The organism is Nonomuraea dietziae (assembly GCF_014195505.1).
Taxonomy (GTDB): Bacteria; Actinomycetota; Actinomycetes; order Streptosporangiales; family Streptosporangiaceae; genus Nonomuraea; species Nonomuraea roseola.
The window spans coordinates 1380476-1402211 of the sequence record NZ_JACIBV010000001.1; the positions used below are offsets into that span (position 1 = coordinate 1380476).

19 protein-coding genes are annotated in these 21736 nt (G+C 72.5%); 12 read left to right on the forward strand and 7 right to left on the reverse strand.

Annotated features, from left to right (window positions below; all coding sequences use genetic code 11):
• Window positions 1–107: 107 nt before the first annotated feature.
• Window positions 108–725 carry a bifunctional 4-hydroxy-2-oxoglutarate aldolase/2-dehydro-3-deoxy-phosphogluconate aldolase gene (locus FHR33_RS06825; RefSeq protein ID WP_221240975.1) on the forward strand — a complete coding sequence of 206 codons (618 nt, stop codon included), beginning with the start codon at window positions 108–110 and terminating at the stop codon, window positions 723–725.
• A gap of 154 nt (window positions 726–879) precedes the next feature.
• Here FHR33_RS06825 and FHR33_RS06830 read toward each other — a convergent pair whose 3' ends face one another.
• From FHR33_RS06830 to FHR33_RS06840, 3 genes are all read right to left on the reverse strand, one after another.
• On the reverse strand, window positions 880–1854 hold the full coding sequence (locus FHR33_RS06830; protein WP_183645028.1) for an acetylxylan esterase: 975 nt from the start codon (window positions 1852–1854) through the stop codon (window positions 880–882).
• Between the two features lie 196 nt (window positions 1855–2050).
• A complete protein-coding gene (locus FHR33_RS06835; RefSeq protein WP_312895398.1) occupies window positions 2051–2869 on the reverse strand; it encodes an SAM-dependent methyltransferase in 819 nt (272 codons plus the stop codon).
• 83 nt (window positions 2870–2952) lie between these two features.
• Window positions 2953–3801 carry a LysR family transcriptional regulator gene (locus FHR33_RS06840; protein WP_183645034.1) on the reverse strand — a complete coding sequence of 283 codons (849 nt, stop codon included), beginning with the start codon at window positions 3799–3801 and terminating at the stop codon, window positions 2953–2955.
• Window positions 3802–3863: 62 nt separating this feature from the next.
• Here FHR33_RS06840 and FHR33_RS06845 point away from each other — a divergent pair, with 62 nt between their 5' ends.
• Both FHR33_RS06845 and FHR33_RS06850 read left to right on the forward strand, forming a co-directional pair.
• Window positions 3864–4838: an aldo/keto reductase gene (locus tag FHR33_RS06845; protein WP_183645037.1), complete on the forward strand. Its 975-nt coding sequence runs from the start codon at window positions 3864–3866 to the stop codon at window positions 4836–4838.
• Window positions 4839–4964: 126 nt separating this feature from the next.
• Window positions 4965–6257: an alpha/beta fold hydrolase gene (locus FHR33_RS06850; protein ID WP_183645040.1), complete on the forward strand. Its 1293-nt coding sequence runs from the start codon at window positions 4965–4967 to the stop codon at window positions 6255–6257.
• 152 nt (window positions 6258–6409) lie between these two features.
• Here the strand turns inward: FHR33_RS06850 and FHR33_RS06855 are convergent, their stop codons facing one another.
• Window positions 6410–6766, reverse strand: a complete 357-nt coding sequence (locus FHR33_RS06855; protein WP_183645043.1) for a hypothetical protein — start codon at window positions 6764–6766, stop codon at window positions 6410–6412.
• Between the two features lie 239 nt (window positions 6767–7005).
• On the opposite strand from FHR33_RS06855, the gene FHR33_RS06860 reads away from it, so the two are divergent.
• From FHR33_RS06860 to menC, 9 genes are all read left to right on the forward strand, one after another.
• Window positions 7006–8478 carry a serine hydrolase domain-containing protein gene (locus FHR33_RS06860; protein ID WP_183645046.1) on the forward strand — a complete coding sequence of 491 codons (1473 nt, stop codon included), beginning with the start codon at window positions 7006–7008 and terminating at the stop codon, window positions 8476–8478.
• 115 nt (window positions 8479–8593) lie between these two features.
• Window positions 8594–10141, forward strand: coding sequence for an ABC transporter substrate-binding protein (locus FHR33_RS06865; RefSeq protein ID WP_183645049.1), 1548 nt, complete (start codon window positions 8594–8596; stop codon window positions 10139–10141).
• A gap of 1 nt (window position 10142) precedes the next feature.
• On the forward strand, window positions 10143–11087 hold the full coding sequence (locus tag FHR33_RS06870) for an ABC transporter permease (RefSeq protein WP_183645052.1): 945 nt from the start codon (window positions 10143–10145) through the stop codon (window positions 11085–11087).
• Window positions 11084–11878, forward strand: a complete 795-nt coding sequence (locus FHR33_RS06875; protein WP_183645055.1) for an ABC transporter permease — start codon at window positions 11084–11086, stop codon at window positions 11876–11878. The genes FHR33_RS06870 and FHR33_RS06875 overlap by 4 nt, the downstream gene beginning before the upstream one ends.
• Window positions 11875–13539: an ABC transporter ATP-binding protein gene (locus FHR33_RS06880; RefSeq protein WP_183645059.1), complete on the forward strand. Its 1665-nt coding sequence runs from the start codon at window positions 11875–11877 to the stop codon at window positions 13537–13539. Before FHR33_RS06875 ends, FHR33_RS06880 begins: the two co-directional genes overlap by 4 nt.
• Window positions 13540–13594: 55 nt before the next feature.
• Window positions 13595–15130 carry an N-acyl-D-amino-acid deacylase family protein gene (locus FHR33_RS06885; protein WP_183645061.1) on the forward strand — a complete coding sequence of 512 codons (1536 nt, stop codon included), beginning with the start codon at window positions 13595–13597 and terminating at the stop codon, window positions 15128–15130.
• Window positions 15127–16695 carry a PucR family transcriptional regulator gene (locus tag FHR33_RS06890; RefSeq protein WP_183645064.1) on the forward strand — a complete coding sequence of 523 codons (1569 nt, stop codon included), beginning with the start codon at window positions 15127–15129 and terminating at the stop codon, window positions 16693–16695. Before FHR33_RS06885 ends, FHR33_RS06890 begins: the two co-directional genes overlap by 4 nt.
• 54 nt (window positions 16696–16749) lie before the next feature.
• A complete protein-coding gene (locus FHR33_RS06895; RefSeq protein WP_246451700.1) occupies window positions 16750–17511 on the forward strand; it encodes a GNAT family N-acetyltransferase in 762 nt (253 codons plus the stop codon).
• Window positions 17508–18617, forward strand: a complete 1110-nt coding sequence (gene menC, locus FHR33_RS06900) for an o-succinylbenzoate synthase (RefSeq protein ID WP_183645071.1) — start codon at window positions 17508–17510, stop codon at window positions 18615–18617. Before FHR33_RS06895 ends, menC begins: the two co-directional genes overlap by 4 nt.
• Window positions 18618–18710: 93 nt before the next feature.
• On the opposite strand, the gene FHR33_RS06905 is transcribed toward menC, so the two are convergent.
• The 3 genes from FHR33_RS06905 to FHR33_RS06915 all read right to left on the reverse strand — a co-directional run bounded on the left by FHR33_RS06905 (window position 18711) and on the right by FHR33_RS06915 (window position 21698).
• Window positions 18711–19595 carry a M55 family metallopeptidase gene (locus FHR33_RS06905; protein ID WP_312895399.1) on the reverse strand — a complete coding sequence of 295 codons (885 nt, stop codon included), beginning with the start codon at window positions 19593–19595 and terminating at the stop codon, window positions 18711–18713.
• On the reverse strand, window positions 19592–21025 hold the full coding sequence (locus tag FHR33_RS06910; protein ID WP_183645073.1) for an MFS transporter: 1434 nt from the start codon (window positions 21023–21025) through the stop codon (window positions 19592–19594). The genes FHR33_RS06905 and FHR33_RS06910 overlap by 4 nt, the downstream gene beginning before the upstream one ends.
• A 61-nt stretch (window positions 21026–21086) precedes the next feature.
• Window positions 21087–21698 carry a TetR/AcrR family transcriptional regulator gene (locus FHR33_RS06915; protein ID WP_221240977.1) on the reverse strand — a complete coding sequence of 204 codons (612 nt, stop codon included), beginning with the start codon at window positions 21696–21698 and terminating at the stop codon, window positions 21087–21089.
• Between the last annotated feature and the right edge of the window lie 38 nt (window positions 21699–21736).

Consider the following 21736-nt stretch of genomic DNA (forward strand, 5'->3'; position numbering starts at 1 on the left):
ACGCTGACTTGATCGGCGACGATACCGCCTGCGTTTCCAATTGACAGCCTTGCAATATGTGCGAAAGCATTCCATATAGAGCAATCAAATCCCACGGAGGTGGCCCGGTGCGGGAGTTCAGGTGGCGGCTGGCAGAGCGCGTGGTGGCCGACCGGGTGATCGGCATCATCCGCGCGCCGTCGGCCGGCACAGCCGTCTCGTACGGCGAGCGGCTCGTCTCCGCCGGGCTCGGGGCTATCGAGGTCTCCCTCTCGACGCCCGGCGCGCTGGGCGCCATTCGTACGCTCTCCTCCCAGGAGAGCCGTGCCCTGATCGGGGCGGGCACGGTGATCGACGCCCACCAGGCGGTGCTGGCCATCGAGGCGGGGGCGCGTTTCCTGGTGTGTCCCATTCTCAGCACCGAGGTGATCCGCGCGGGCAGCCGCCACGGAGTCCCCGTGGTGGCGGGCGCCGCGACCCCGACCGAGATCGTCGTCGCCCTGGAGGCAGGGGCCGACCTGGTGAAGCTGTTCCCGGCCTCTCAGAGCTCACCCAAGGCGCTGCGCGACCTGCTGCAGGCCCTTCCCCATGCCCCGGTCGTGCCCACGGGCGGGGTCACCGCCGCCACCGCGCCCGAGTGGATCGCGGCGGGGGCGGTGGCCGTGGGCATGGGCGGCGAGCTGACCAGGGGCGAGCCCGAGGACACCGAACCGCGCGTGCGGGCCCTGCTGGACTCACTCAAGTGACGAGGCGACGCCCCCGTCACCACCACCGAAGCCCTGCCCCGCAGGACGCCCACTGGCATCTGCATGAGCGGCGCCCGTGGAAGCTGCGCGGCCCCGTGGTAGATCTGCGCCCGGAAGGTGGCCGGTACGGCGGGCCGTACCGGCCTGACGCTTGCTAGCCGAACAGCTTGCTGACGTAACGCAGCTGCTCCTCACGCTGGAAGCCGCCGCCGCCCTCGTGGCTGTTCCACGGCCAGACGGTGATCTCCTTCGGCCCCTGCCAGTGGTTGTAGGCGGCGAACACCGTCGAGGGCGGGCACACGTCGTCCATCAACGCCACCGAGTACAGCGCGGACGTCTGCCCTCTGGCGGCGAAGTTCAGCCCGTCGAAGTACGACAGCGTGCGGAAGACGGACTCCGCGCTGGGCCGCTGGCTGGCGAGGAAGCGGACGATCTCCTGGTAGGGGTCGCGTCCGGTGATCTCGACCGCCCTGCGGAAGTGGGTGAGGAACGGCACGTCGATCAGCGCGCCCTTCACCGAGGGACGCAGCGCCGCCACCGCCTGGGCGATGCCGCCGCCCTGGCTGCCGCCCGAGACCACGATTCTGTCGCCGTCGACGGCGGGGTGCCCCGCTGCGACCTCCACGGCCCTCACCGCGTCGGTGAAGACCCGGCGGTAGTAGTAGTCGTCGGGGTCGAGGATGCCCCTGGTCATCATGCCCGGCGCCTGCGGGGAGGCGCCGCCGTGCGGGTCGGCGGTGGCACCGGGGCTGTGCAGGCTGTGGCCTCCCTGCCCGCGCGTGTCGACGACCAGCACCGCCAGGCCCGCCGACGGCCAGACCAGGTGATCGTGGACGAAACCCCTGCCGCCCGAGTAACCGATGTACTGCACCACGCACGGCACGGGGCCCTCGGCCGCACGTGGCACGAGCAGCCAGCCGTTGATCCGGTGGCCGCCCCATCCCGCGAAGGAGGTGTCATAGACGTCCACGGTGGCCAGCGGGATGTCGTGGGGCGTGAAGACAGGAGCGAGGTCGTGCTCGGCGGCCTCGGCCAGGGTGCGGCTCCAGAAGGCGTCGAAGTCGGCGGGCTCGTCCCTCTCGGGGCGGTACTCCCGAAGCTGGTCGAGGGGGAGGTCGAACAGGGGCACAGGGTCTCCCAAAGGTCATATGGCGGGCCCTGACATTTCACCCCATCCACCCGTGAAAGCGCTATCCCTCGCTTCCAGGATCCCGCCGTACGAGACAGTCGAAGCGCCACCCCGAGGTCAGGCGCCGCGCCCCGGAGACGACGACCTGCGCACACGACGTCATCCGGTCATCCTCGCCCGCCGCCCCGCGATGACGTCAGAGAATCCGGCCCACGGCTCCGTCGACGCGCAGCTTGGGCGCCTCGTCCAGCAGCGGCACCTGCGCTTCGTCCTCGTCGCCGAGGCGCCACTCCTGGACGGGCACGAGTCCTGGGCCGATCAGGTCGAAGCCCTCGAACAGCCTCTCCACCTGATCCCGCGTCCGGAAGGTGGCCTGGGCGGGCGAGTTGGCCGTGGCCATCGTGAGCTGCGCGACCGCCTCGGGCGCGCTCTCGGCCATCGTGTGCGACAGCACCAGATGGCTGCCCGGCGCCATCCGCTCCCTGAAGCTCGCCACGATCCCGGCGGGGTCCTCGCTGTCCAGGATGAAGTGCAGCACCGCCACCATCAGCACGCCGACCGGCTGGTCGAAGTCGATGAGACCGGTGACGTGCGGATCGTTCAGCACCTCGTGAGGCTTGCGCACATCGGCCTGGATGCTCGCCACGCCGGGTGTCCTGGCCAGCAGCACGTCGGCGTGCATCCGCACCACGGGGTCGTAGTCCACGTAGATCACCCGGCACGCGGGGCTCACCTGCCGGGCGACCTCATGAACGCTCGGCGAGGTCGGTATACCGGTGCCCAGGTCGATGAACTGCCGCACCCCCTGCTCGGCCAGATGGCGCACCGCCCTGACCATGAAGGCCCTGTTGGCCCTGGCGACCAGCCTGGTGTCGGGGGCGACGGAAAGGAGCCGGTCGGCGACGGCCCTGTCGACGGCGAGGTGGTCCTTGCCGCCGAGGAGATAGTCGTACACCCGGGCGGAACTCGGCACCTTGGGATCAACACCTGGAGGAACACGGTCCAGCTCGCTCACGAGCGTCTCCTTCACCTCATCCGACGTGATCGTCATGCTACCGGGGCAGGTCCGGCGACCAGTCGGAGCCGCGGGCCGTACGGCTAGCCGAAGGAGTGTACGAACGCGGTGACGGCCGGACGGCGGTCGGCGGCGCGCCAGGCGAGGGCCAGCCTGGCAGGCGACAGGCCTGAGACCGGACGGGCGACCAGCCCAGGGCGCCGGTACAGCTCCGCGTTGCCCTCCGAGAGCAGCACCAGCCCGAGCCCGGCCAGTACCGCCTCGAAGACGCCGTCGGGTGAGGCCGCCTCCGCCCCGATGATCGTTCCAGGACCGCCCAGCCAGAAGTCCCGCAGCGGCCCTGCCGTCTCGGGCAGCGCCACGAACGGCTCGCCGCGCAACTCGGCGAAGTCGATCTCCTCCCTGGCGGCCAGCCGGTGGTTCTCCGGCATCGCGACGAAGCGCCGTTCGGTCGCCAGCACCCTGGTGGCCACCCCCTCGGGTGCGGGCAGCCACACGAAGGCGACGTCGGAGCTGCCGTCGGACAGCCCGGCGCTCGGGTCCTCCCAGCCGACCACGCGCAGCGACACCATCCAGCCCGGCATCCGCTCCCTGAAGCGCCGCAGCGCCTCGGCCTGGATCCCTCGGCCGACGGCGGTCTGCAGGCCGATCACCAGGGTGCCGCTGGGGGCGGCCTGCCGTACCAGATCGAGGCCCTCGTCCCAGCGGGCCAGCAGGTCGCGGGCGACAGGCAGCAGCGCCGTGCCCTGCCGGGTGAGCGCGAGGCCGCTCGGCACGCGGTCGAAGAGGGTGAACCCGAGCTGCCGTTCCAGCGCTCTCAGCTGCTTGGACAGGGCGGGCTGCGACACGAAGAGCCGCTCGGCCGCCCTGGTGACGTTGAGCTCCTCGGCGGCCGCGACGAAGTACCGCAGTTCGCGCAGGTGAATCTCCATAACCACCGGTTATACCGGCATGTCTTGGACGTGGCCACCGGGGAGCGCGCAGGATCGGGGGCATGAGAACTCTTGGCAAACTCACCGTCCCCCCGATCGGATACGGGGCGATGGTGCTCTCTCCCGGCATCTACGGCGAGATCGACGACGACTGGGCGCTGGCCGCGCTGCGTCACGCTCTCGACGAGGGCGGCACCCACATCGACACCAGCGACGCCTACGGGCCGGACGGGCACAACGAGCGCCTGGTCGGCAGGGCGATCAAGGGCAGGAGGGACGAGGTCGTCGTGGCGACCAAGTTCGGCCTGGCCGTCCCTGAGGGGGTGGAGACCAGGTCCATCCCCGTGGGGTATGCCTTCGGTGAGCTGCGCGGCAACGCCGACCCCGCCCTGGTGCGCGGTTACGCCGAGCGCAGCCTGCGCAACCTCGGCACCGACGTGATCGACCTGTACTACCTGCACTACCCCGACCCCGGCGTGCCGGTCGAGGACACCATGGGCGCGGTGGCCGATCTGGTGCGGGCGGGGTTGGTACGGCATGCGGGCCTGTCGAACGTGACCGCCGAGCAGTTGCGTAGCGCCCACGCCGTGCTGCCGATCGCGGCTGTGCAGGTGGAGTGGTCGATGTGGCGGCCGATCGACCCCGAGTTGCTGGCGGCGACGCGGGAGCTCGGTGTCGGTGTGGTGGCGTGGAGCCCGCTGGGCTCGGGCTTCCTCACGGGGAGCGTCTCGAAGCTGGAGGAGGGCGACTTCCGGCGCCACGCGCCGCGCTTCGACGCCGCCAACCTGGCCGTGAACAACGACAGGTACGCGCCGATCAGGCGGCTGGCCACCGAGCTGGGCATCACCCCAGCCCAGCTGGCGCTGGGCTGGCTGCTGCACCAGGACGAGCACGTGGTGCCGATCCCCGGCAGCAGGACGCCCTCGCACATCACCGAGAACCTGCAGACCGCGGGCATCGCTCTGCACCCCGACACGCTGAGGCGGCTGGACGAGGCGCTGTCCTCCTTCAAGGTGGAGGGAGGGACGCTGCTGTAGGGGCCACGCCCGCAGGCTCAGCCCTGCGGGCGGCGCCCATACATATGCGGCAAATCATCACAAGTCGGATGGTGCGCACCTGAACCTGGGCGTCATATCCCACAAAAAGTGTCTTCGAGTAGGTTCGTGCGTGTGCTGTGGCCCGTGTGGCGTCGCCTCGCCCGGCGCGGCCTGCGCCTGGCGGGCCGCGCGCTGGCAGGCGTGGCCGTCCTGGTGCTCGCCCCCGTGCTGGCCCTGGCCACCCTGGGGGGCCTCGCCGGCCTCACCGCCACGCCCGCCGTCCTGCTGGGCGCGGCCCTCGGCGTCTTCGCCTCGATCTTCTTCCTCGGGCTCCTGCTGCTCCTGCCCCGTCCCGCCTCCCGGCTCCCCCGCTGGCTGCGCGCGCTCGCCATCCTCGGCGTCGAGGCCCTGGTCGTCTGGCAGGTGGCCGCGGCCACCCTCGCCCCTCTGCGGGACGCCCTGCCACCACCGCCCGTCGCCGGCCAGCGGATCTGGGAGCTGTCCACGGGCTCCAGGCTCGCGTACGTCGTCAGGAAGCCGAAGCGGTCGCGAGGGCTGCCGCCCGTGGTGGTCCTGCACGGCGGCCCCGGCCGGGCCGACCTGGGCGGCGACTCGGCCTTCTTCGGCGCCCTGGCCGCCGACGGCCGCCCTGTCTACGTCTACGACCAGGTGGGGGCGGGCCGCTCGTCCCGGCTGGCCGACCCTGGCGGATACAGCCTGACCAGGGACCTCGACGACCTCGAGGCGATCCGCCTGCGGCTGGGGGCCGACCGGCTCGTCCTGGTCGGCCACGCGGAGGGCGCCCTGCTGGCCGCCGCCTACCTGGCCCGCCACCCCGGCAACGTCGACAGGCTCGTCCTGTCGTCACCCGCGGGGCTGCGGCCAGCTCCGTCGGGCGCGGCGCTGGCCCGCCTTGACGCCGCCCAGAACCGCCGCCTGGCGCTGAGCCTGCTGCATCCGCGCGTCCTGGCGGCCTCGGCGCTCCTTCAGGCGAACCCCGCCGCCGCCCACTCCGTCGTGGGCGACGCCGAGCTCGACGCCCGCCTGGCCGCCTACCACCGGCTGCTGCTCCCCGCCCGGCGCTGCGGCTCGGGCGCCGCGCCCGCCGCCGTCACCGGCGCGTACGCCAACCTGGTGCGGCGCCCGATCCCCTCCTGGATCGGTGAGGGCATCAGCGGCAGCCCGGCTCCCACCCTGATCGTCAAGGGCTCCTGCGACTACCAGAGCTGGTCGTCGGCCGCCGGCTACCGGGCGATCATGCCGGCCTCGCAGCTCGTCTACCTGCGCGGGGCCGGGCACGACGCCTACCGCGACAGGCCTGGGCCGTACCTGGAGGCCGTCCGCGCCTTCCTGGCCGGCCGTCCCCTCAGCCCCCACACCGGCGAGCTCCCCCCTCCCGACTTCCAGGGCCCGCCCTGAGCCCCCGCCGGCGACCACGGATCCGAGCCGGACGCACGGGGTCGCTCAGGTCATCCATCGCTCGGCTCCTCCTCGGGTACGGCTGACGCCTGGCCGAACCGGGTTCGAACCGGTGACATCTCGGTTGGAGGGCGACCGATGGAACCTGGACGCTACGCGTCTTGCACCGACCCCCAGCCGTTGTTCCAGATGTTGTCCCAGTCGGCCTTGACGATGATCTTGTACCGGTGAGTCAGCCCGCTGATGGTCTTCACGCAAGGCCTGGTCGTCCGGTCGCAGGAGAAGGAGCCGACCGACACATTGTTGATCGTGTCCCATACCGTGCCCTTAACATCCCCCGCGAGCTTGGCGATGATGTACCCCTTGGTGGCAGGGACGGACCCGCTCGTGCAGGTGGCATCGCCGTTGAGCCAGCAGGTGGAGCTTCCGGCGCTGGCCGGAGTCGCGGAGGCGGTCACGAGCGCCAGGGCGATGGCTGCTGATGCGGCCGCGAAGTGTCTGAGCTTCATCGGATCTCCTCACTCGGATGCGGCCAGTGGTGGCCGCATGGAAGTGAGCGCCAGGCTAGGAGCCGGCCGTTGGGTGACCGTTGGGCGATCGAGTGACGCCCCATCGGGAAGACGTGGACGACCAAGACCCACGAAGGCGAGTGCGCGGGCGTCCGGTTGGGCCCGAGGACAAAGAAGGGCGCGCATCCGTCGTCCCGCAGGCCAAAGGGCGCCGCGGGTCGCCTGGTGATACTGGCAGCATGGATCTCGAACGAGTCAAGCGCGAGGTATTCTCGCTGGTCAGCCCGCATACCCCCGGCCTGGCCGTCGGCGTGTACGTCGACGGCGCCGCGGTGCTGACGGTCGCCCAGGGGGCGGCGTGCGTGGAGTTCGGCGTGCCGGTCGACGAGCACACGCGGTTCGACATCGCCAGTGCGAGCAAGCAGTTCACGGCGGCGTGCGTGCTGCTGCTGGAGCGCGAAGGGAAGCTGGGGCTCGACGACGACGTGCGGACGCACGTGCCTGAGCTGAGCCTGGAGACGCCGGTGACGCTGCGGCAGTGCCTGCAGCACACCGGCGGCCTGCCGGAGTGGTACGCGCTGCAGGCGCTGACGGGCGTGCCGCTGGCGGAGATGACCGAGCAGCGGCTGCTGGAGGTGCTCACGGGCATCCGCAGGACGACGTTCGAGCCGGGCACGGCGTTCTCCTACTCCAACACCGGCTACGTGCTCGCGGCGGTCGTGATCAACCGCGTCACGAACTCGTCGCTGGCGGAGTTCGCGCGCAAGCGGCTCTTCGAGCCGCTGGGGATGGCCGATTCCCTGTTCCGTGACGACGCGTCGCTTCCGCTGGACAGGCTGGCGTACGGCTACGCCAACGCGCAGGGCGAGCCGCGCAGGGCCGACACCCAGGAGAGCGCGGTCGGCGACGGCGGACTGGTGACGAGCGTGGCGGGGCTGGCGCCGTGGTTCGGGTTCCTGGCCGACGGGCGGGTGCTCGGCACCGACCTGCGCGACCGGCTGCTGGAGCGAGGGGTGCTGGCCGACGGCACGGTCCAGGCGTACGCGATGGGGATCTATCACGGCGATGGCTGGTTCGCCCACGCGGGCGGCATGCACGGGTACCTGTCGAACCTGCTGTACCTGCCCGATCCGGGTGTCGGCATCGCGGTGCTGTCCAACCAGACGGCGATCAACCCGGTGAGGGTGTCGCACCGGCTGGCGCGGCTGCTGCTCGGCCAGGAGGAGCCGCCGAAGCCCGAGCCGAAGAGGCTGGCCGTGCCGGAGCGGCTGCACTGGCACGATCCGGCCGGGGACGGGACGCTCACCCTCGCACCCGCCGACGAGGGCCTCGTGATCGCCGGCGTGGGCGTGTTCACCGGCGGCGCCGACGGACGCTGGCACGGGACTGGAGAGGCCGAGGGCGGCTGGGTGGAGATCGACGGCGACCGGCTGCTGCTCAACGTCGGCCCACTCTCGCGCCCCCCTGTCGTCTTCGACGCGGCCGAGCCGCCCTCGGATGCGCCGCTGCCCGACGGTGTCTACCGCAGCTGGGAGTTCGGCGTCGACGCCGTCGTGAGCGACGGCGAGGTGCGTATCGGCCGCGAGCTCAAACTGCCGGTGTCCGCCGCCCCTGGCGGCGCGTGGAAGGCCGGGCCGTTCACGCTCCGTATCCAGGAGGGCGACCTGCTGGTGAGCGGCGGCGGCCTGCGCCGGACGCGCTTCGAAGGCTGATTGGCCCACAGGACGAGGCGGGGGCCGCCGGTTTTGGCTGCCGGGTCAGTGAACGGCGGCTGTCCTGCTCCTAGCGTCCGACTGTCCCCGCCCGAACCCTTTCCGAGGTGGTCCCATGACATCCGCGAAGGCCGCGACCGCCGCCGTCGTACTCGCGCTCACCACCGCCTGCTCCTCAGGAGGAGCCGCGCCACAGGCCCGCGACTCCCTTGTCTGGGCCACCGCCCACCCGCCCAACAGCCTGGACATCGCGCACGGTTTCAACACTGCCTCGACCCTCATCCAGACAGCGGTCCTCGACACGATGGTCACCCTGGACACTCGCGGCGCGCCCGCGCCCCGGCTGGCGACGGAGTGGACGCAGCCGGACCCTGCCACCTATCTGTTCACGCTGCGCAAGGGCGTGCGCTTCTCCGACGGCACCCCGCTGACGGCCGACGACGCCGCTTTCTCGCTGCGCCGTCACCTGGACCCGAAGGTCGCCTCGCAGGCGGCCAGCTACTTCACGACGGTCAAGCAGGTCGAGGCGGTCGGCGACGGCCAGGTCAAGGTCACGCTGAAGCGGCCGAACCCCGCCTTCCTCGCCATGTCGGCGATCGCCTGGCAGGTGACGCCGCGCAAGCTGGCCGAGGCGCACCCCCAGGACCTGGGCAGCCCCGAGGTGGGCACGATGGGCACCGGCCCCTTCAAGGTGGCGAAGTTCTCGCTCACCTCGGGCGTGGTCCTGGAGCGCAACGAGTCGTACTGGGGCAGCAGGCCCGCGCTGCGCAGGGTGGAGTTCAAGACCATCGCCGACCCCGAGACGCTGCGGCTGGCGGTCAGGTCGGGTGAGGTGGACGCCACAGACGGCGTCAGCGTCCGCGACGCGCGCAAGTGGACCGGCCTGCCCGGCGTCAAGACGATCTTCTACCCGGGCAACAACATCGGCTACCTGTCGCTGGCGGTCAACAACGGCCCGCTGAAGGACCCGCACGTACGGCGGGCCATCGCGCACGCGGTCAACCGCAGGGCGGTGTCGGACCTGATGACCGCCGGTCACGGCGCTCCGGCGGTGGCCATGCTGCCGAGCCCGCAGCTGGCGGCGCTGTACGGCGACAGCCTCCCGGCCCTGCCTGCCCATCCCTACGACGTGGAGGCGGCCAGGGCCGAACTGGCCAGGTCCGCCTACCCCCGGGGGTTCGAGCTGGAGGCGCCGTACGCCAGTACCGGCGACAGCGGCACGGTCATGCAGACCGTCGCCGCCGACCTGGCCAAGATCGGCATCAGGCTCACCCTGCAGCCGAGCCCCGCCGACCAGTACCGCGCCCGGGTGATGCAGCACGACCGCCTGTCGATCCAGTACGTCAACCTGGCCTACGGCACGCCCGACCCGCTCGAGGTCCTGCCCGACATGGTCAGCCGCGCCGCCGCCGAGCCTGAGGGCTTCAACTTCTCCGGTTACGGCAGCGCCGCCACCGACAAGCAGCTGGACACGCTGGCCTCGGCGACCGGTCAGGACAGGAAGGAGCAGGTCACCGCGTTGCTGACGGAGATCGCCGAACAGGTGCCCTACATCCCGCTGTTCCATACCGACTACGCCGTCGCGCTGAACGAGAGGTTCACGGGCACGTTCTCCACCTGGTCCACGGACGCCATCGCCTCGCTGCGCCCGGCGGGCCGCTGACATGGCGGTCGTCAAGCGCCTGTGCGCCGCCGTTCTCCTGCTGGGGATATTGTCCGTGCTGACCTACGGGCTGCTCGCGGCCGCGCCGGGCGGTCCCGAGCAGGTGCTGCTCGGCGGGCGCCCGTCCACGCCCGAGACCAGGGCGGCGATCCGCGCGCAGTACCACCTGGACGATCCCTTCCCTGTCCGCTACGCGCGCTGGCTGGGCGACGCGCTGCGGGGCGACTTCGGCACCTCGATCTCCTCACGCGAGCCGGTCACCACGGTGATCGCCGACCGGCTGCCGGTGACGGCGGGGCTGGCGGGCTACGCGCTGGTGCTCACGGTCGTGGTGGGCGTGCCCGCCGGGCTGGCCGCGGCGATGCGCCGCGGCGGCAGGCTGGATCAGGGCATCACGCTGGCGTCGCTGGTCGCGCTGTCCATCCCGTCGTTCGCACTGAGCATCCTGCTGCTGTACGGCTTCGCGGTCGCGCTGGGCTGGTTCCCCGTCTTCGGCGCGGGCGACACCCCGATGGACCGCCTCGTGCATCTCACTCTGCCCGCGATCGCACTGGCCGCGGCGCAGGCGGCGATCGTCGTCAGGCAGATGCGCGCCGCCGCGCTCGATCTGGCCGCGCAGGACTTCCTGACCTTCGCCAGGGCGCGCGGCCTGCCCAGGTGGCGGGTGTGGGTCAGCTACGCGCTGCGCAACGCGGCGCTGCCCGTGCTGACGGTGGGCGGCCTGCTGCTGGCGGCCAACCTGACCGGCTCGGTCTTCGTCGAGCAGGCCTTCGGGCTGCACGGGCTGGGGGCGCTGCTGATCAGCGCGGTCGGCGAGAAGGACATCCCGGTGGTGCAGGCGCTGGTGCTGTTCGGCGGCGCGATCGTGATCCTCGTGAACCTGCTGATCGACCTGGCCTACGTGGCCGTCGATCCCAGGGTCAGGCACAAGGCGGCCACGGCATGAGGGCGATCCTGGTGGCCGTGCTGGGCCTGGCTGCGGTGGCGGCCGTGGCCGGTTCGTGGCTGGCGCCGTACGATCCCGCCGCCCAGGATCTCGCGCTCGGCGCGGCGGAGCCGAGCGCCGCGCACTGGCTCGGCACCGACGACCTGGGCCGCGACGTGCTGTCGCGGCTGCTGGCCGGTGCGGGCTCCGCGCTGATGTGGCCGGTGCTCGTCGCCGCCTGCACGACGGTGCTGAGCACGACGCTCGGGCTGCTGGCGGGCTACCGGCTGGGCTGGGTGGACGCGCTGATGATGCGCACGGTCGACCTCGCGATCGCGATGCCGGGCATGCTCGTGCTGATCGTGGTGGTGGGCGTGATCGGCGGCGGGTACGGCTGGGCGGTGCTGGCCATGGCACTGCTGTTCACGCCCGGCGACATCCGGGTGATCCGCAGCCTCACCCTCGCCCAGAGGGAGCTGGCCTACGCCGAGGCCGCCCGCACGCTGGGCCTGCCCGCGTCGCGGATCATGTTCAGGCACCTGCTGCCGAACCTCGCGCCCACGGTGGTGGCCAGCTCGCTGCTGAGCTTCGTGGCGGCGCTGGTCGCGCTGGCGGGCCTGTCGTTCCTGGGGATCGGGCTGCCTGCCGGCACGCCCGACTGGGGCCTCATGGTCCAGGAGAACCGCGGTCTGCTCGACCTGAACCCGTGGGCCTCGATCGCGCCCGCGGCCCTGATCACCGTGGTCGCGTGCGCGGCCACCCTGCTGGGCGACCGCGCGTTCGAGTCGCTGTCGAAGGGAGGCCTGCGGTGAGGATCTCCGAGCTGCGCATCTCCGGGTCCGGGCTCATCGTCGACGGCGTGGACCTGGAGGTCTCCAGCGGCGAGACCGTGGGACTGGTCGGCGAGTCGGGCAGCGGCAAGTCGCTCACCGCGCGGGCCGCCACGGGACTGCTGCCCAAGGGGCTGCGCGCCACCGGCTCTGTCACGCTCGACGGCCGGGAGCTCCTCGGCGCGCGCGAGCGGGTGTGGCGCTCGGTGCGCGGCACCCGGGTGAGCCTGCTCATGCAGGACCCGTTCGCCATGCTGAACCCCCTGCGTACGGCGGGCGCCCACGTCGCCGAATCGCTGCGAGGGCGCAGGGACAGGGCGGAGGTGCTGCGCCGGCTGGCCGAGGTGGGCATCGACGATCCGGACGTGGCCGGGCGCCATCCGTTCCAGCTGTCGGGCGGCATGCGACAGCGGGTGGCGCTGGCCGCCGCGCTGGCGGCCGACCCGGGGCTGCTGATCGCCGACGAGCCCACCACGGCGCTGGACGCCACGACGCAGCACGAGATCCTCATGCTGATCAGGGGCCTCCAGCGGGCCCGTGGCATGGGCGTGCTGCTGATCACCCACGACCTGCGGGTGGCGTTCGAGCTGTGTGACCGGGTGGCGGTCATGTACGCGGGGCGCATCGTCGAGCAGGGGCCGCCCGCCGAGATGGCCAAGGCGCCCGCGCATCCGTACACGGCGGGTCTGCTGGCCGCCGTGCCCACCGTCGAGCGGCGGCTGCCCCGGCTCATCGGCATCAGGGGCAGCGTGCCGTCGGCGGCGCAGGTGAGTGCGACGTGCGCGTTCGCCGCCCGCTGCGACCAGGCGACATCGGAGTGCGCGCACGCCCGGCCGCCGCTGCGCGAGCTGCGCCCTGAGCGGCTCACGGCCTGCCTGCACGAGGTGCGCCCCAGGACCCGCGTCGAGGAGGGCGGGCAGGAGCGCCGCCAGGTGACAGGCGACGAGGTGCTGCGCGTCACCGGCCTGCGCAGGACGTACGGCTCGCACGTCGCGCTGGGCGGCGTCTCCCTGCACGTCAACCGCGGTGAGAGCGTCGGTGTCGTCGGCGGCTCCGGCTCGGGCAAGACCACGCTCGCCCGCTGCGTTCTGGGCCTGGTCAGGCCGGACTCCGGCACGATCGAGCTGGCCGACCCTGTTCGGCCACGCCACCAGCTGGTGCAGTGCGTCTTCCAGGACCCCTCGACCTCGCTCAACCCGGCCCTGACGGTCGGCGCCACGCTGACCGAGGCGGCGGCGCAGGGCCCGGCGAAGGACAGGCTCACACCGGCGGAGCTGCTCGAGCTGGTGGGGCTGCCCGTCGCCTACGCCCGCAGGCGGCCGGCCGGACTGTCGGGTGGGGAGCGGCAGCGGGTGGCCATCGCCAGGGCGTTGTCCGTCCGGCCGGCGCTGCTGATCTGCGACGAGCCGGTGGCCTCGCTGGACGTCTCGGTCCAGGCGCACGTCCTGGAGCTGTTGCGGGAGGTCGGCACCAGCATGCTGTTCATCACCCACGACCTGGCGGTCGTCAGGCAGATGGCCGACCGGCTGGTGGTGCTCGCGCGCGGCGAGGTGGTGGAGAGCGGTGACACGGCGGAGGTGCTCGACGCCCCCGCGCACGCCTACACGCGCAGGCTTGTGGCCTCCGTACCGGCCGCGCCCTGAAATTTCATACTTCTGTACCTAGCGCCCGCGATGGCGGGCAAGGGAGCCTAGCGCCATGCATGACCTGCTGCTTCGCGACGGGACCGTCCATGACGGGCTCGGAGGAGCGCCCCGGCACGCCGACGTCGCGATCGCCGACGGGCGCGTGGCCGCCGTCGGGCGCGACCTCGGCCCTGCCCGTCGCGTGATCGACGTCTCCGGCCTGCTCGTCAGCCCTGGCTTCGTCGACCCGCACAGCCACTCCGACACCGTTCCCTTCCTGGAGGAGCCGCAGCCGTTCAAGCTCCTGCAGGGCGTGACCACCGAGATCGTGGGCAACTGCGGTTTCTCGTGCGGCCCTGTCGATCCGGAGTCAAGGAGCTTCCTGCCGGCCGAACTGGCCGGGGCGGCCTTCGCCACCCTCGGCGACTACCTGGACGCGGCCGAGGCGGCCGGGCCGAGCAACAACCTGGCCGTGATGGCAGGGCACAACACGCTTCGCCTGGCCGCGGCCGGGATGAGCGCCGCGATCACGCCGGACCGGCTGGCGCGCATGTGCGAGCTGGCCGCCCAGTCCTTCGAGGCGGGCGCGGTGGGGCTGTCGAGCGGCCTGGAGTACGTGCCCGGAGCCTACGCCGACCTGGAGGAGCTGGTCGCGCTCGCGCTGGTGGCCAAGCGCTGGGACCTGCCGTACGCCACCCACATGCGCAGCGAGAGCGAGGGCCTGGGCGACGCGCTCGACGAGGCGATCGCGGTGGCGAAGCGGGCGGGCGTCCGGCTGCAGGTCTCGCACTGCAAGGCCTCGGGGCGAGCGGTGCACGGCGCCTCCGCGATGATGCTGGACAAGCTCGCCCAGGCCCGCCGCGTGGGCGTGGACGTGCGCGCGGACGTCTATCCCTACCTCGCCTTCGGCACCATGCTGGTCGCGGTGCTGCCCCCGATCGCGTGCGAGGGCGGCGAGCAGGCGCTGCTGGAGCGGCTGGGCGACCCGGCCGAGCGTGCGGCGCTGCGCGCGCTCGCGGAGGACCCTGCCACCGGCACCGGCGTCGGTTTCTGGCGCGAGCTGCACCCCTCCGACGTGCAGATCCTCGTCCACAACGACCCTGGCATCGAGGGCAGGCGGCTGTCCGACCTCGGCGGCGACCCGTGGGAGGCGCTGTGCGACCTGGTCAGGCTGGACCCTCAGTCCTCGGGCGTCTTCCACACCATGCACGAGCGGGACCTGGCCGCCTTCCTGGCCGACCCGCTGATCTCCATCGGCTCCGACAACGGGCCTCCTGTCGGCCCCAACCATCCGCGTACGTTCGGGACCTTCCCCACCTATCTCGGCACCTACGTCGAGAAGGAGGACATGCCTGAGGCGATCCGCAAGCTCGGCTCCGCCGTCGCCGCCCAGTTCGGTCTGGCCGGGCGCGGCTGGCTGGGTCCGGGGGCGATCGCCGACCTGTGTGTCTTCGACCCTGTCACGATCGGCCACGCGGGCACCTACGAGAGCCCCGACGTGCGGCCCACCGGGGTCGAGCACGTCTTCATGGCAGGGCGCCAGGTGGTCGCCGACGGCGAGTTCACCGGCGGCAGGCACGGCCGGATGCTCAGGCGGGGCGCCCGGTGACGGCCCGCGGGCGGGTGACGCTCGGCGTGCTGATCGACAGTCTCGGCCCCGGCCTGGCGCGCCCGCTGGCGCTGCCGCACGGCAGGGAGCCGCTGGTGGGCACCCCGGTCATCTACGACCCCGAAGAGCCGCAGGCGGGGCTCGACGGCGCGGTCCTGCTGGTGACCGGCCGCCCGTCGGCCGAGATCCTGGCCCGCGCGGGCGAGAGCGGCGTGGCCGTCGTCGTGGTCAAGCCGGGCACCTGCGACGAGCAGGCGCTGGCCACCGCGGCCAAGGCGGCGGGCACGGCGCTGCTCGCCGCGCCGCCCGAACTGTCCTGGGGACAGCTCTACACGCTCATCGAGGCCCTGCTCGCGATGGTCGCCCCGGCAGAGGACCCGCGCGGCACCCGGGCGGCCGACCTGTTCGTGCTGGCCAACGAGGTGGCGGTCCGGGTGGGCGGCGCGGTGGCGATCGAGGATCTGGCGATGCGGGTGCTGGCCTACTCCACGGTCGAGGGCCAGCGCATCGACGAGCTGCGACGGGAGGGCATCCTGGGCCGCCGGGTGCCCGAGCACCCGACCAACGCCGAGGAGTACGCGGCCGTGCTGCGCGCCGACGGGGTGGTCTGGAGCCACGAGCCGCGCGAGTTCTATCCCCGTCTGGCCATCGCGGTCCGGGCGCACGGCGAGGTGCTCGGCACGATCTGGGCGGTGCAGGCGGAGGAGCCGCTGGCCCACGACGCCGCCGCGGTCCTCGAGGAGGCGGCCACCGCCGCGGCGCCGCACCTGGCGCGCATCAACCTGGCCGCCGACGAGGCGCGGCGCAGGCGCGACGAGTGCCTGGGCTGGCTGCTACGCGGCATCGGCGCGGTCGACGAGCTGGCCACCTCCTTCGGCCTGCTGCCGCGCGAGCCGGTGACGGTCGTGACGCTGGGCCCCTACGCGGGCTCGGCCGACGCCTTCGCCGCGACGCACGCCGCCGACCTGCTGCGCACCGCGTTCGTGGCCTACCGGATCAGGGCCGCGACCGGCGTGGTCGACGGCCGTGCCCATGCGATCGTCGCGGCCGAGGCGTCCGCGACGTTGCTGCGCCGCATCATCGTGGACACGCTGACCAGGGTGAGCGAGCGGCTGGGCGGCGGCTGGCGGGCCGGCATCGGCCGTACCGCCGCCTCCGTCGCCGCCGTGCCCGCCGGCGCGCGCCAGGCCGAAGAGGCGCTGCGCGCGGTCTGCGGGCCGTTCACCCAGGAGCTGGCCGGGTCGCACGAGGAGCTGTCGGCGGCGCTGTTCCTCATGGACGTGGAGGCCGCCCTGCGACCGAAACCCTCCCTGTCCGGCGAGCCTCTGGCGCTGGTCGCCGCGCACGACGCCAGGCACGGCACCCACTACGTGCACAGCCTGACCGTCTGGATCGGCGCCCACTACGACGTGCCCCGCGCGGCCGAGCTGCTGTCGCTGCACCCCAACACGCTGCGGTACCGGCTGCGCAGGATCGGCGAGCTGATCGCGCTGGACGATCCGGACACGCGGCTGGTGCTCGCCCTCCAGCTCAGGCTGAACGCCGCCACAAAGCGGAGCCGATGAAGTTCGGCGTGGACGCCAACGCCCCGGACGGCGCGCGCCGCGATGCTGATGCCCATGGCCGAACACCTCACCATCCGTTCCCTCCACGGCACCGTGGCGCTGCGGCGTGCCGACCGACTGCTCCGCGAGATCTGGGGAACCAGACGCGGTGACGACCCGCCGATAGCCCTCGACCTGTTGTGCGCGTTCGCCCACACCGGCGGGTACGTGGGCGGCGCCTTCCTCGACGACGAGCTCGTCGGGGTGGCGACGGGGTTCCTGGCGGCCGGCCACAGCCTGCACTCGCATGTCGCGGGCGTCGCCGAGAAGGCGCGCGGACGTGGCGTGGGCCGGGGGCTCAAGGAACACCAGCGGGACTGGGCGGCCGAGCACGGGCTCGTGGCCGTCTCCTGGACGTTCGACCCGCTGGTCCGGCGCAACGCCTTCTTCAACCTGACCCGCCTGGGCGCCGAGGTCGGCGCCTACCTGCCCGATTTCTACGGGCCGATGAGCGACGGCATCAACGACGGCGGGCCCTCCGACCGGCTCTTCGTCACCTGGCCGGTCGAGCAGGCCGCTCCCCCGCCGGTTCCCGAGCGCGAGGGCGTGGTCGTGGTGGACGAGACGGGGGCCGTGAGGGACGCCGAGGGAGCGCCGCTGCTGCGGTGCGCCACCCCGGCGGACGTCGAGGCGCTGCGCACGACGGACCCCGCCGCGGCCAGGAGGTGGCGGGCGGCGCTGGCGAGCGGGCTCGGCGGCGCACTCGGCCAGGGTTACCGGGTCACCGGGTTCACCCGCTCCGGCTGGTACCTGCTCGCCCGCGGGGGTGCCGCGTGAAGCTCGACGCCGTCGAACTGCGCCAGGTCGCGCTGCCGCTGGTCAGCCCGTTCCGCACCTCGCTCGGCACGCAGACGGTTCGCACCGCGCTGCTCGTGCGGGTGCTCACCGACGAGGGCGAGGGCTGGGGCGAGTGCGCGGCCGAGGACGAGCCGACCTACAGCCCCGAACACCTCGCAGGGGCCGCCGACGCGATCAGGCGGTTCATGCTCCCCGCGCTGGCCCCGCTCGAGCTGGATCCGGCGGCGGTCGGTCCCGCGCTGCGGCACCTGCGCGGGCACCCGATGGCCAAGGCGGCCGTGGAGATGGCGGTGCTGGACTGCTGGCTGCGGGCCCGCCGCACGAGCCTGGCCGCCCACCTGGGAGGGGTACGGCAGCGCGTGCGCGTGGGCGTCTCCGTCGGCATCGCCGAGACCGTCGACGCGCTGCTGGACACGGTCGACCGGCACCTGAGCGCCGGTTACGCCAGGATCAAGCTGAAGATCGAGCCCGGCTGGGACCTCGAGCCGGTCAGGGCGGTGCGCGAGACGTTCGGCGCCGAGGTGATGCTCACCGTCGACGCCAACACCGCCTACGAGCCGGGTGACCTCAGGCATCTGGCGAAACTCGACGCCTTCGGGCTCGCGCTGGTCGAGCAGCCCTTCGCCCCTGACGACCTGCACGCGCACGCGGCGCTCGCCGCCCGCATGGACACGCCGGTCTGCCTGGACGAGAGCATCACCAGCGCGCGCGACGCGGCCGAGGCCATCAGAAGGAGCGCCTGCTCGATCATCAACATCAAGCCCGGCCGCGTGGGCGGCTACCTGGAGGCGCGCCGCATCCATGACCTCGCCCAGGCGAACGGCGTGCCGGTCTGGTGCGGCGGCATGCTGGAGACAGGCCTGGGCCGGGCCGCCAACCTCGCGCTGGCCAGCCTTCCCGGATTCACGCTGCCGGGCGACATCTCCGCCACCGAGCGGTACTACCACCGCGACATCACCCGCCCGTTCGTGCTCGACGGCGGCGAACTGGCGGTTCCCGCCGAGCCAGGCCTCGGCGTGCTGCCCGAGGAAGCCGGCCTGGAGGCCTGCACGACGGTGGTGGAGACGGTGAGCTGCGCCGTCTGAACGTCCCCTCGGCAGGCGGCGTGCTGATCGAAGGAGGGCGGGACCCGCACGGCGGCCGAGGTCGCCGTGCGGGTCCCGCGCTGTTCGCGGGAGCTAACGGCGGCCGTACAGGGCCATCCGGCTGATCATGGCGTCGGCGGCGAGGTGGTAGCAGACCGTCACGCAGCCCAACACCTCCGTGGGCGTGGCGAAGGTGGCGGCGAGCGTCTTGTCAGCGATCCTGCGCACGCCGGGGATCTGCGCGCCCAGCTCGGCCGCGGGCGTGCTCGGCATGTCGATCTCCAGCTCGAGCACCTCGGGCAGCTGGAGCGGCGCCAGCTCCCCCGCCCCCCGTACGGTCTCCGCCGCCGCCTCCCGGATCAGCCGCCTGGCCTCGGCCGGCGAGAGGCTGTCCGCGGCGGTGTGCCCGTGCGCGACCTTGACGGCGACCGTGCGCACGCCGGGGAAGGCCTTCTCCGCGACGCCGCAGATGACGTCGTCGCCGGTCAGCAACCCCACCGGGACGCCTACCGCGGCGGCCCGCAGCGCGTTGACCTCGGCCTCCGACACCGGACGCCCGTTGAGCCGCACCTCGTAGAAGTGCGAGGAGTAGGTGTGGGCGAGCACGCCTGGCGAGCCGGCCGCGGCGTGGTAGCCGAGGAACATGGCCACGTCGTGCTCGGCCGCGATGCCCTCGGCCATGCAGTCAAGCTTGGGGGTGCCGAAGATCAGCCGGGCGCGTGGGTCGAGCTCCTCGTGCAGCAGGTTGTCCATGGTGCCGTGGCTGTCGTTGACCAGGACGCTGTCGGCTCCGGCCGCGAAGGCGCCCTCGATGGCGGCGTTGGCCTCGGCGGTCATCAGCCGTTGCGATCGCGGATACCCGTGACCGCCGCGGACGACCTGGTCCATGGTGGCGATGCCCGTGACGCCCTCCATGTCGATGGAGATGTAGACCCGCACCGGCTGCTCCCTTCCTTGGCTTTCCTTGGTCGCCGTCACAGGGTGTCACCCTGAGGGACGGCGGGCTTTGTCGTGGGGGCCGAAGCTGGGCGGCCGCCTTGGGCGTCCCGTACAGCGGAGGGGATCACGAAGGCGGCGCCGACGGCGAGCAGGCCGAGCAGCGCGGAGAGCAGGTAGGTGTCGACGAAGCTGCTCTCCGCGGGGACCCCCGCCACGGTGCCGGCTGCCAGCGCCATGCCGCCGATCTGCGCCCCGAAGGTGCCGCCGATGCTCTTGGCGACGAAGACCACGCCGCTGACCCCTGCCGCCCGGTCGCCGGGGACGTCGGCGGCCACGACGTTGAGGGCGGAGGTGAGGCCGATGGAGCCGCCCAGCCCCAGGATCGTCACCCCGACCAGGATCTGCCACGGTGAGGAGTGCCAGAAGGCGAGCACGGCGGTGCCTGCCGAGACGAGCGCACTGCCGAGCACCAGCACGGCGCGCCGTCCGAGCAGCCTGGTCATCGGCCCGACCAGCGGCGCGACCAGGGTGCCCGCGATGCCGAGCGGGAACATGTAGATCCCGATCCACAGGGTGTCGGCGCCCAGGCCGTACCCGGTCTCCACGGGCAGCGACAACATCATGGGCAGCGCAACCACCAGCCCGAAGGAGGCGAAGCCGAACAGGAACCCCATCGCGGTCACTCCCGCGGGTGAGCGCCCCGCCAGCAGCCGCAGGTCCACGAGCGGGTCGGCGGTGCGGAGCTCGACGACCGTCCAGAGGCCCAGCGTCAGCGCCGCGCTCACGAACAGGGCGAGGGTGGCGGGAGCCGTCCAGCCCGCGCTCGAGGAGGTGGTCAGGCCCAGCATGAGCAGGGTGAGCCCGACGCCGAGCAGCAGGCCGCCGGCCCAGTCGACGCGCCCCGAGGCCGCTCTGGGCGTGTGGGGCACCGCCCGCCAGGCCCAGAGCGCGGCCACCAGCGCGCCGGCCAGGGTCAGGAAGAACAGCCACCGGTAGCCGAGCGCCGAGGTGAGCGGCCCCGCGAGGACGAGGCCGAGCGCGCTGGCCAGGGCCGCGACGCCGATGACCAGGCCGTTTCCGGTGGCGCCGCGCTCGGGTTCGAGGGTGTCGCGGAACAGCCCGACGGTCAGCGGCAGCATGCCCAGCCAGACGCCCTGCACCGCCTGGCCTGCGATCAGCACGAGCACGTTGGGCGCCAGGCCGGAGACGAGGGCTCCGGCGCTGGTGATCGCCATCAGGGTGAGCAGCAGGGTGCGCTTGTCGTACATGTCGGCCAGGCGGCCGATGATCGGGGTGCTGATCGCCGAGCTGATCAGCCCGCCGGTGAAGATCCACGCGAGCTCGCCTGGCGAGGCGGAAAGCTCCCGCTGGATGAGCGGGAGCGCTGGCGACAGCATCATCTCCAGCAGCTGGAAGACGCCGATGAACAACACGGGCGCGCCGATGACGCCAAAGCCGGATCTGGGCATGGTGGGGCCTTTCGGGTGGGGGTGGTGTACGGTCGCGCGTTCCCCCGAACCCGCGACCTGGCTATGCCGGGCCGAGCACCCCGGGCGTGATCAGGGCCCGCGCGACGTCGGCGAAGTACTCCTCGGAGCTGCCGTGGACGCCGAGCACGACGGCCTGCCCGAGCCCGGACAGCATCGCCTTGAGCGCGCGGGCCAGGCGCACGGCCTGCTCGCGCGTGACGGGCACGCCCGCGTGCTCCCGGCCGGCGAGGTGCTCGGCCAGCTGGGCCTGCGAGGCGTTGATCGCCGTGTTGAGCTTGGTCAGCAACTCGGCGTCGTTCAGCACGAGGTCCATCACGCGGATCTCGAACAGCAGCAGCGTGGCGGCCTCGGGGTCGGCCGACATCCGCCAGTACTGCCTGGCGATGGTGACGACGACCTCCTCCAGTGGCCGGCCAGGTGCGATCTCCTCGACCGGTCCGAGGTCGAGCGGGCCCGTGTAGTCGTCGATCATCGCGACCATCAGGCCGCTCTTGCCGCCGAACAGCGAGTAGACGGCCCCCGTGGTCAACCCGGCCAGCTCGGCGATGTCCTCCAGCTTCGCGTTCGCGCCCTCCCTTCCGACGACCTCGCGGGCCGCGTCGATCAGCGCGCGCCTGTTGGCGGCCTTGCTTTCCGCCCTGGTCAGTCGCATGGCGTTGGGGTCTCCCTGTTCGAGGTCGGCGCCACGAT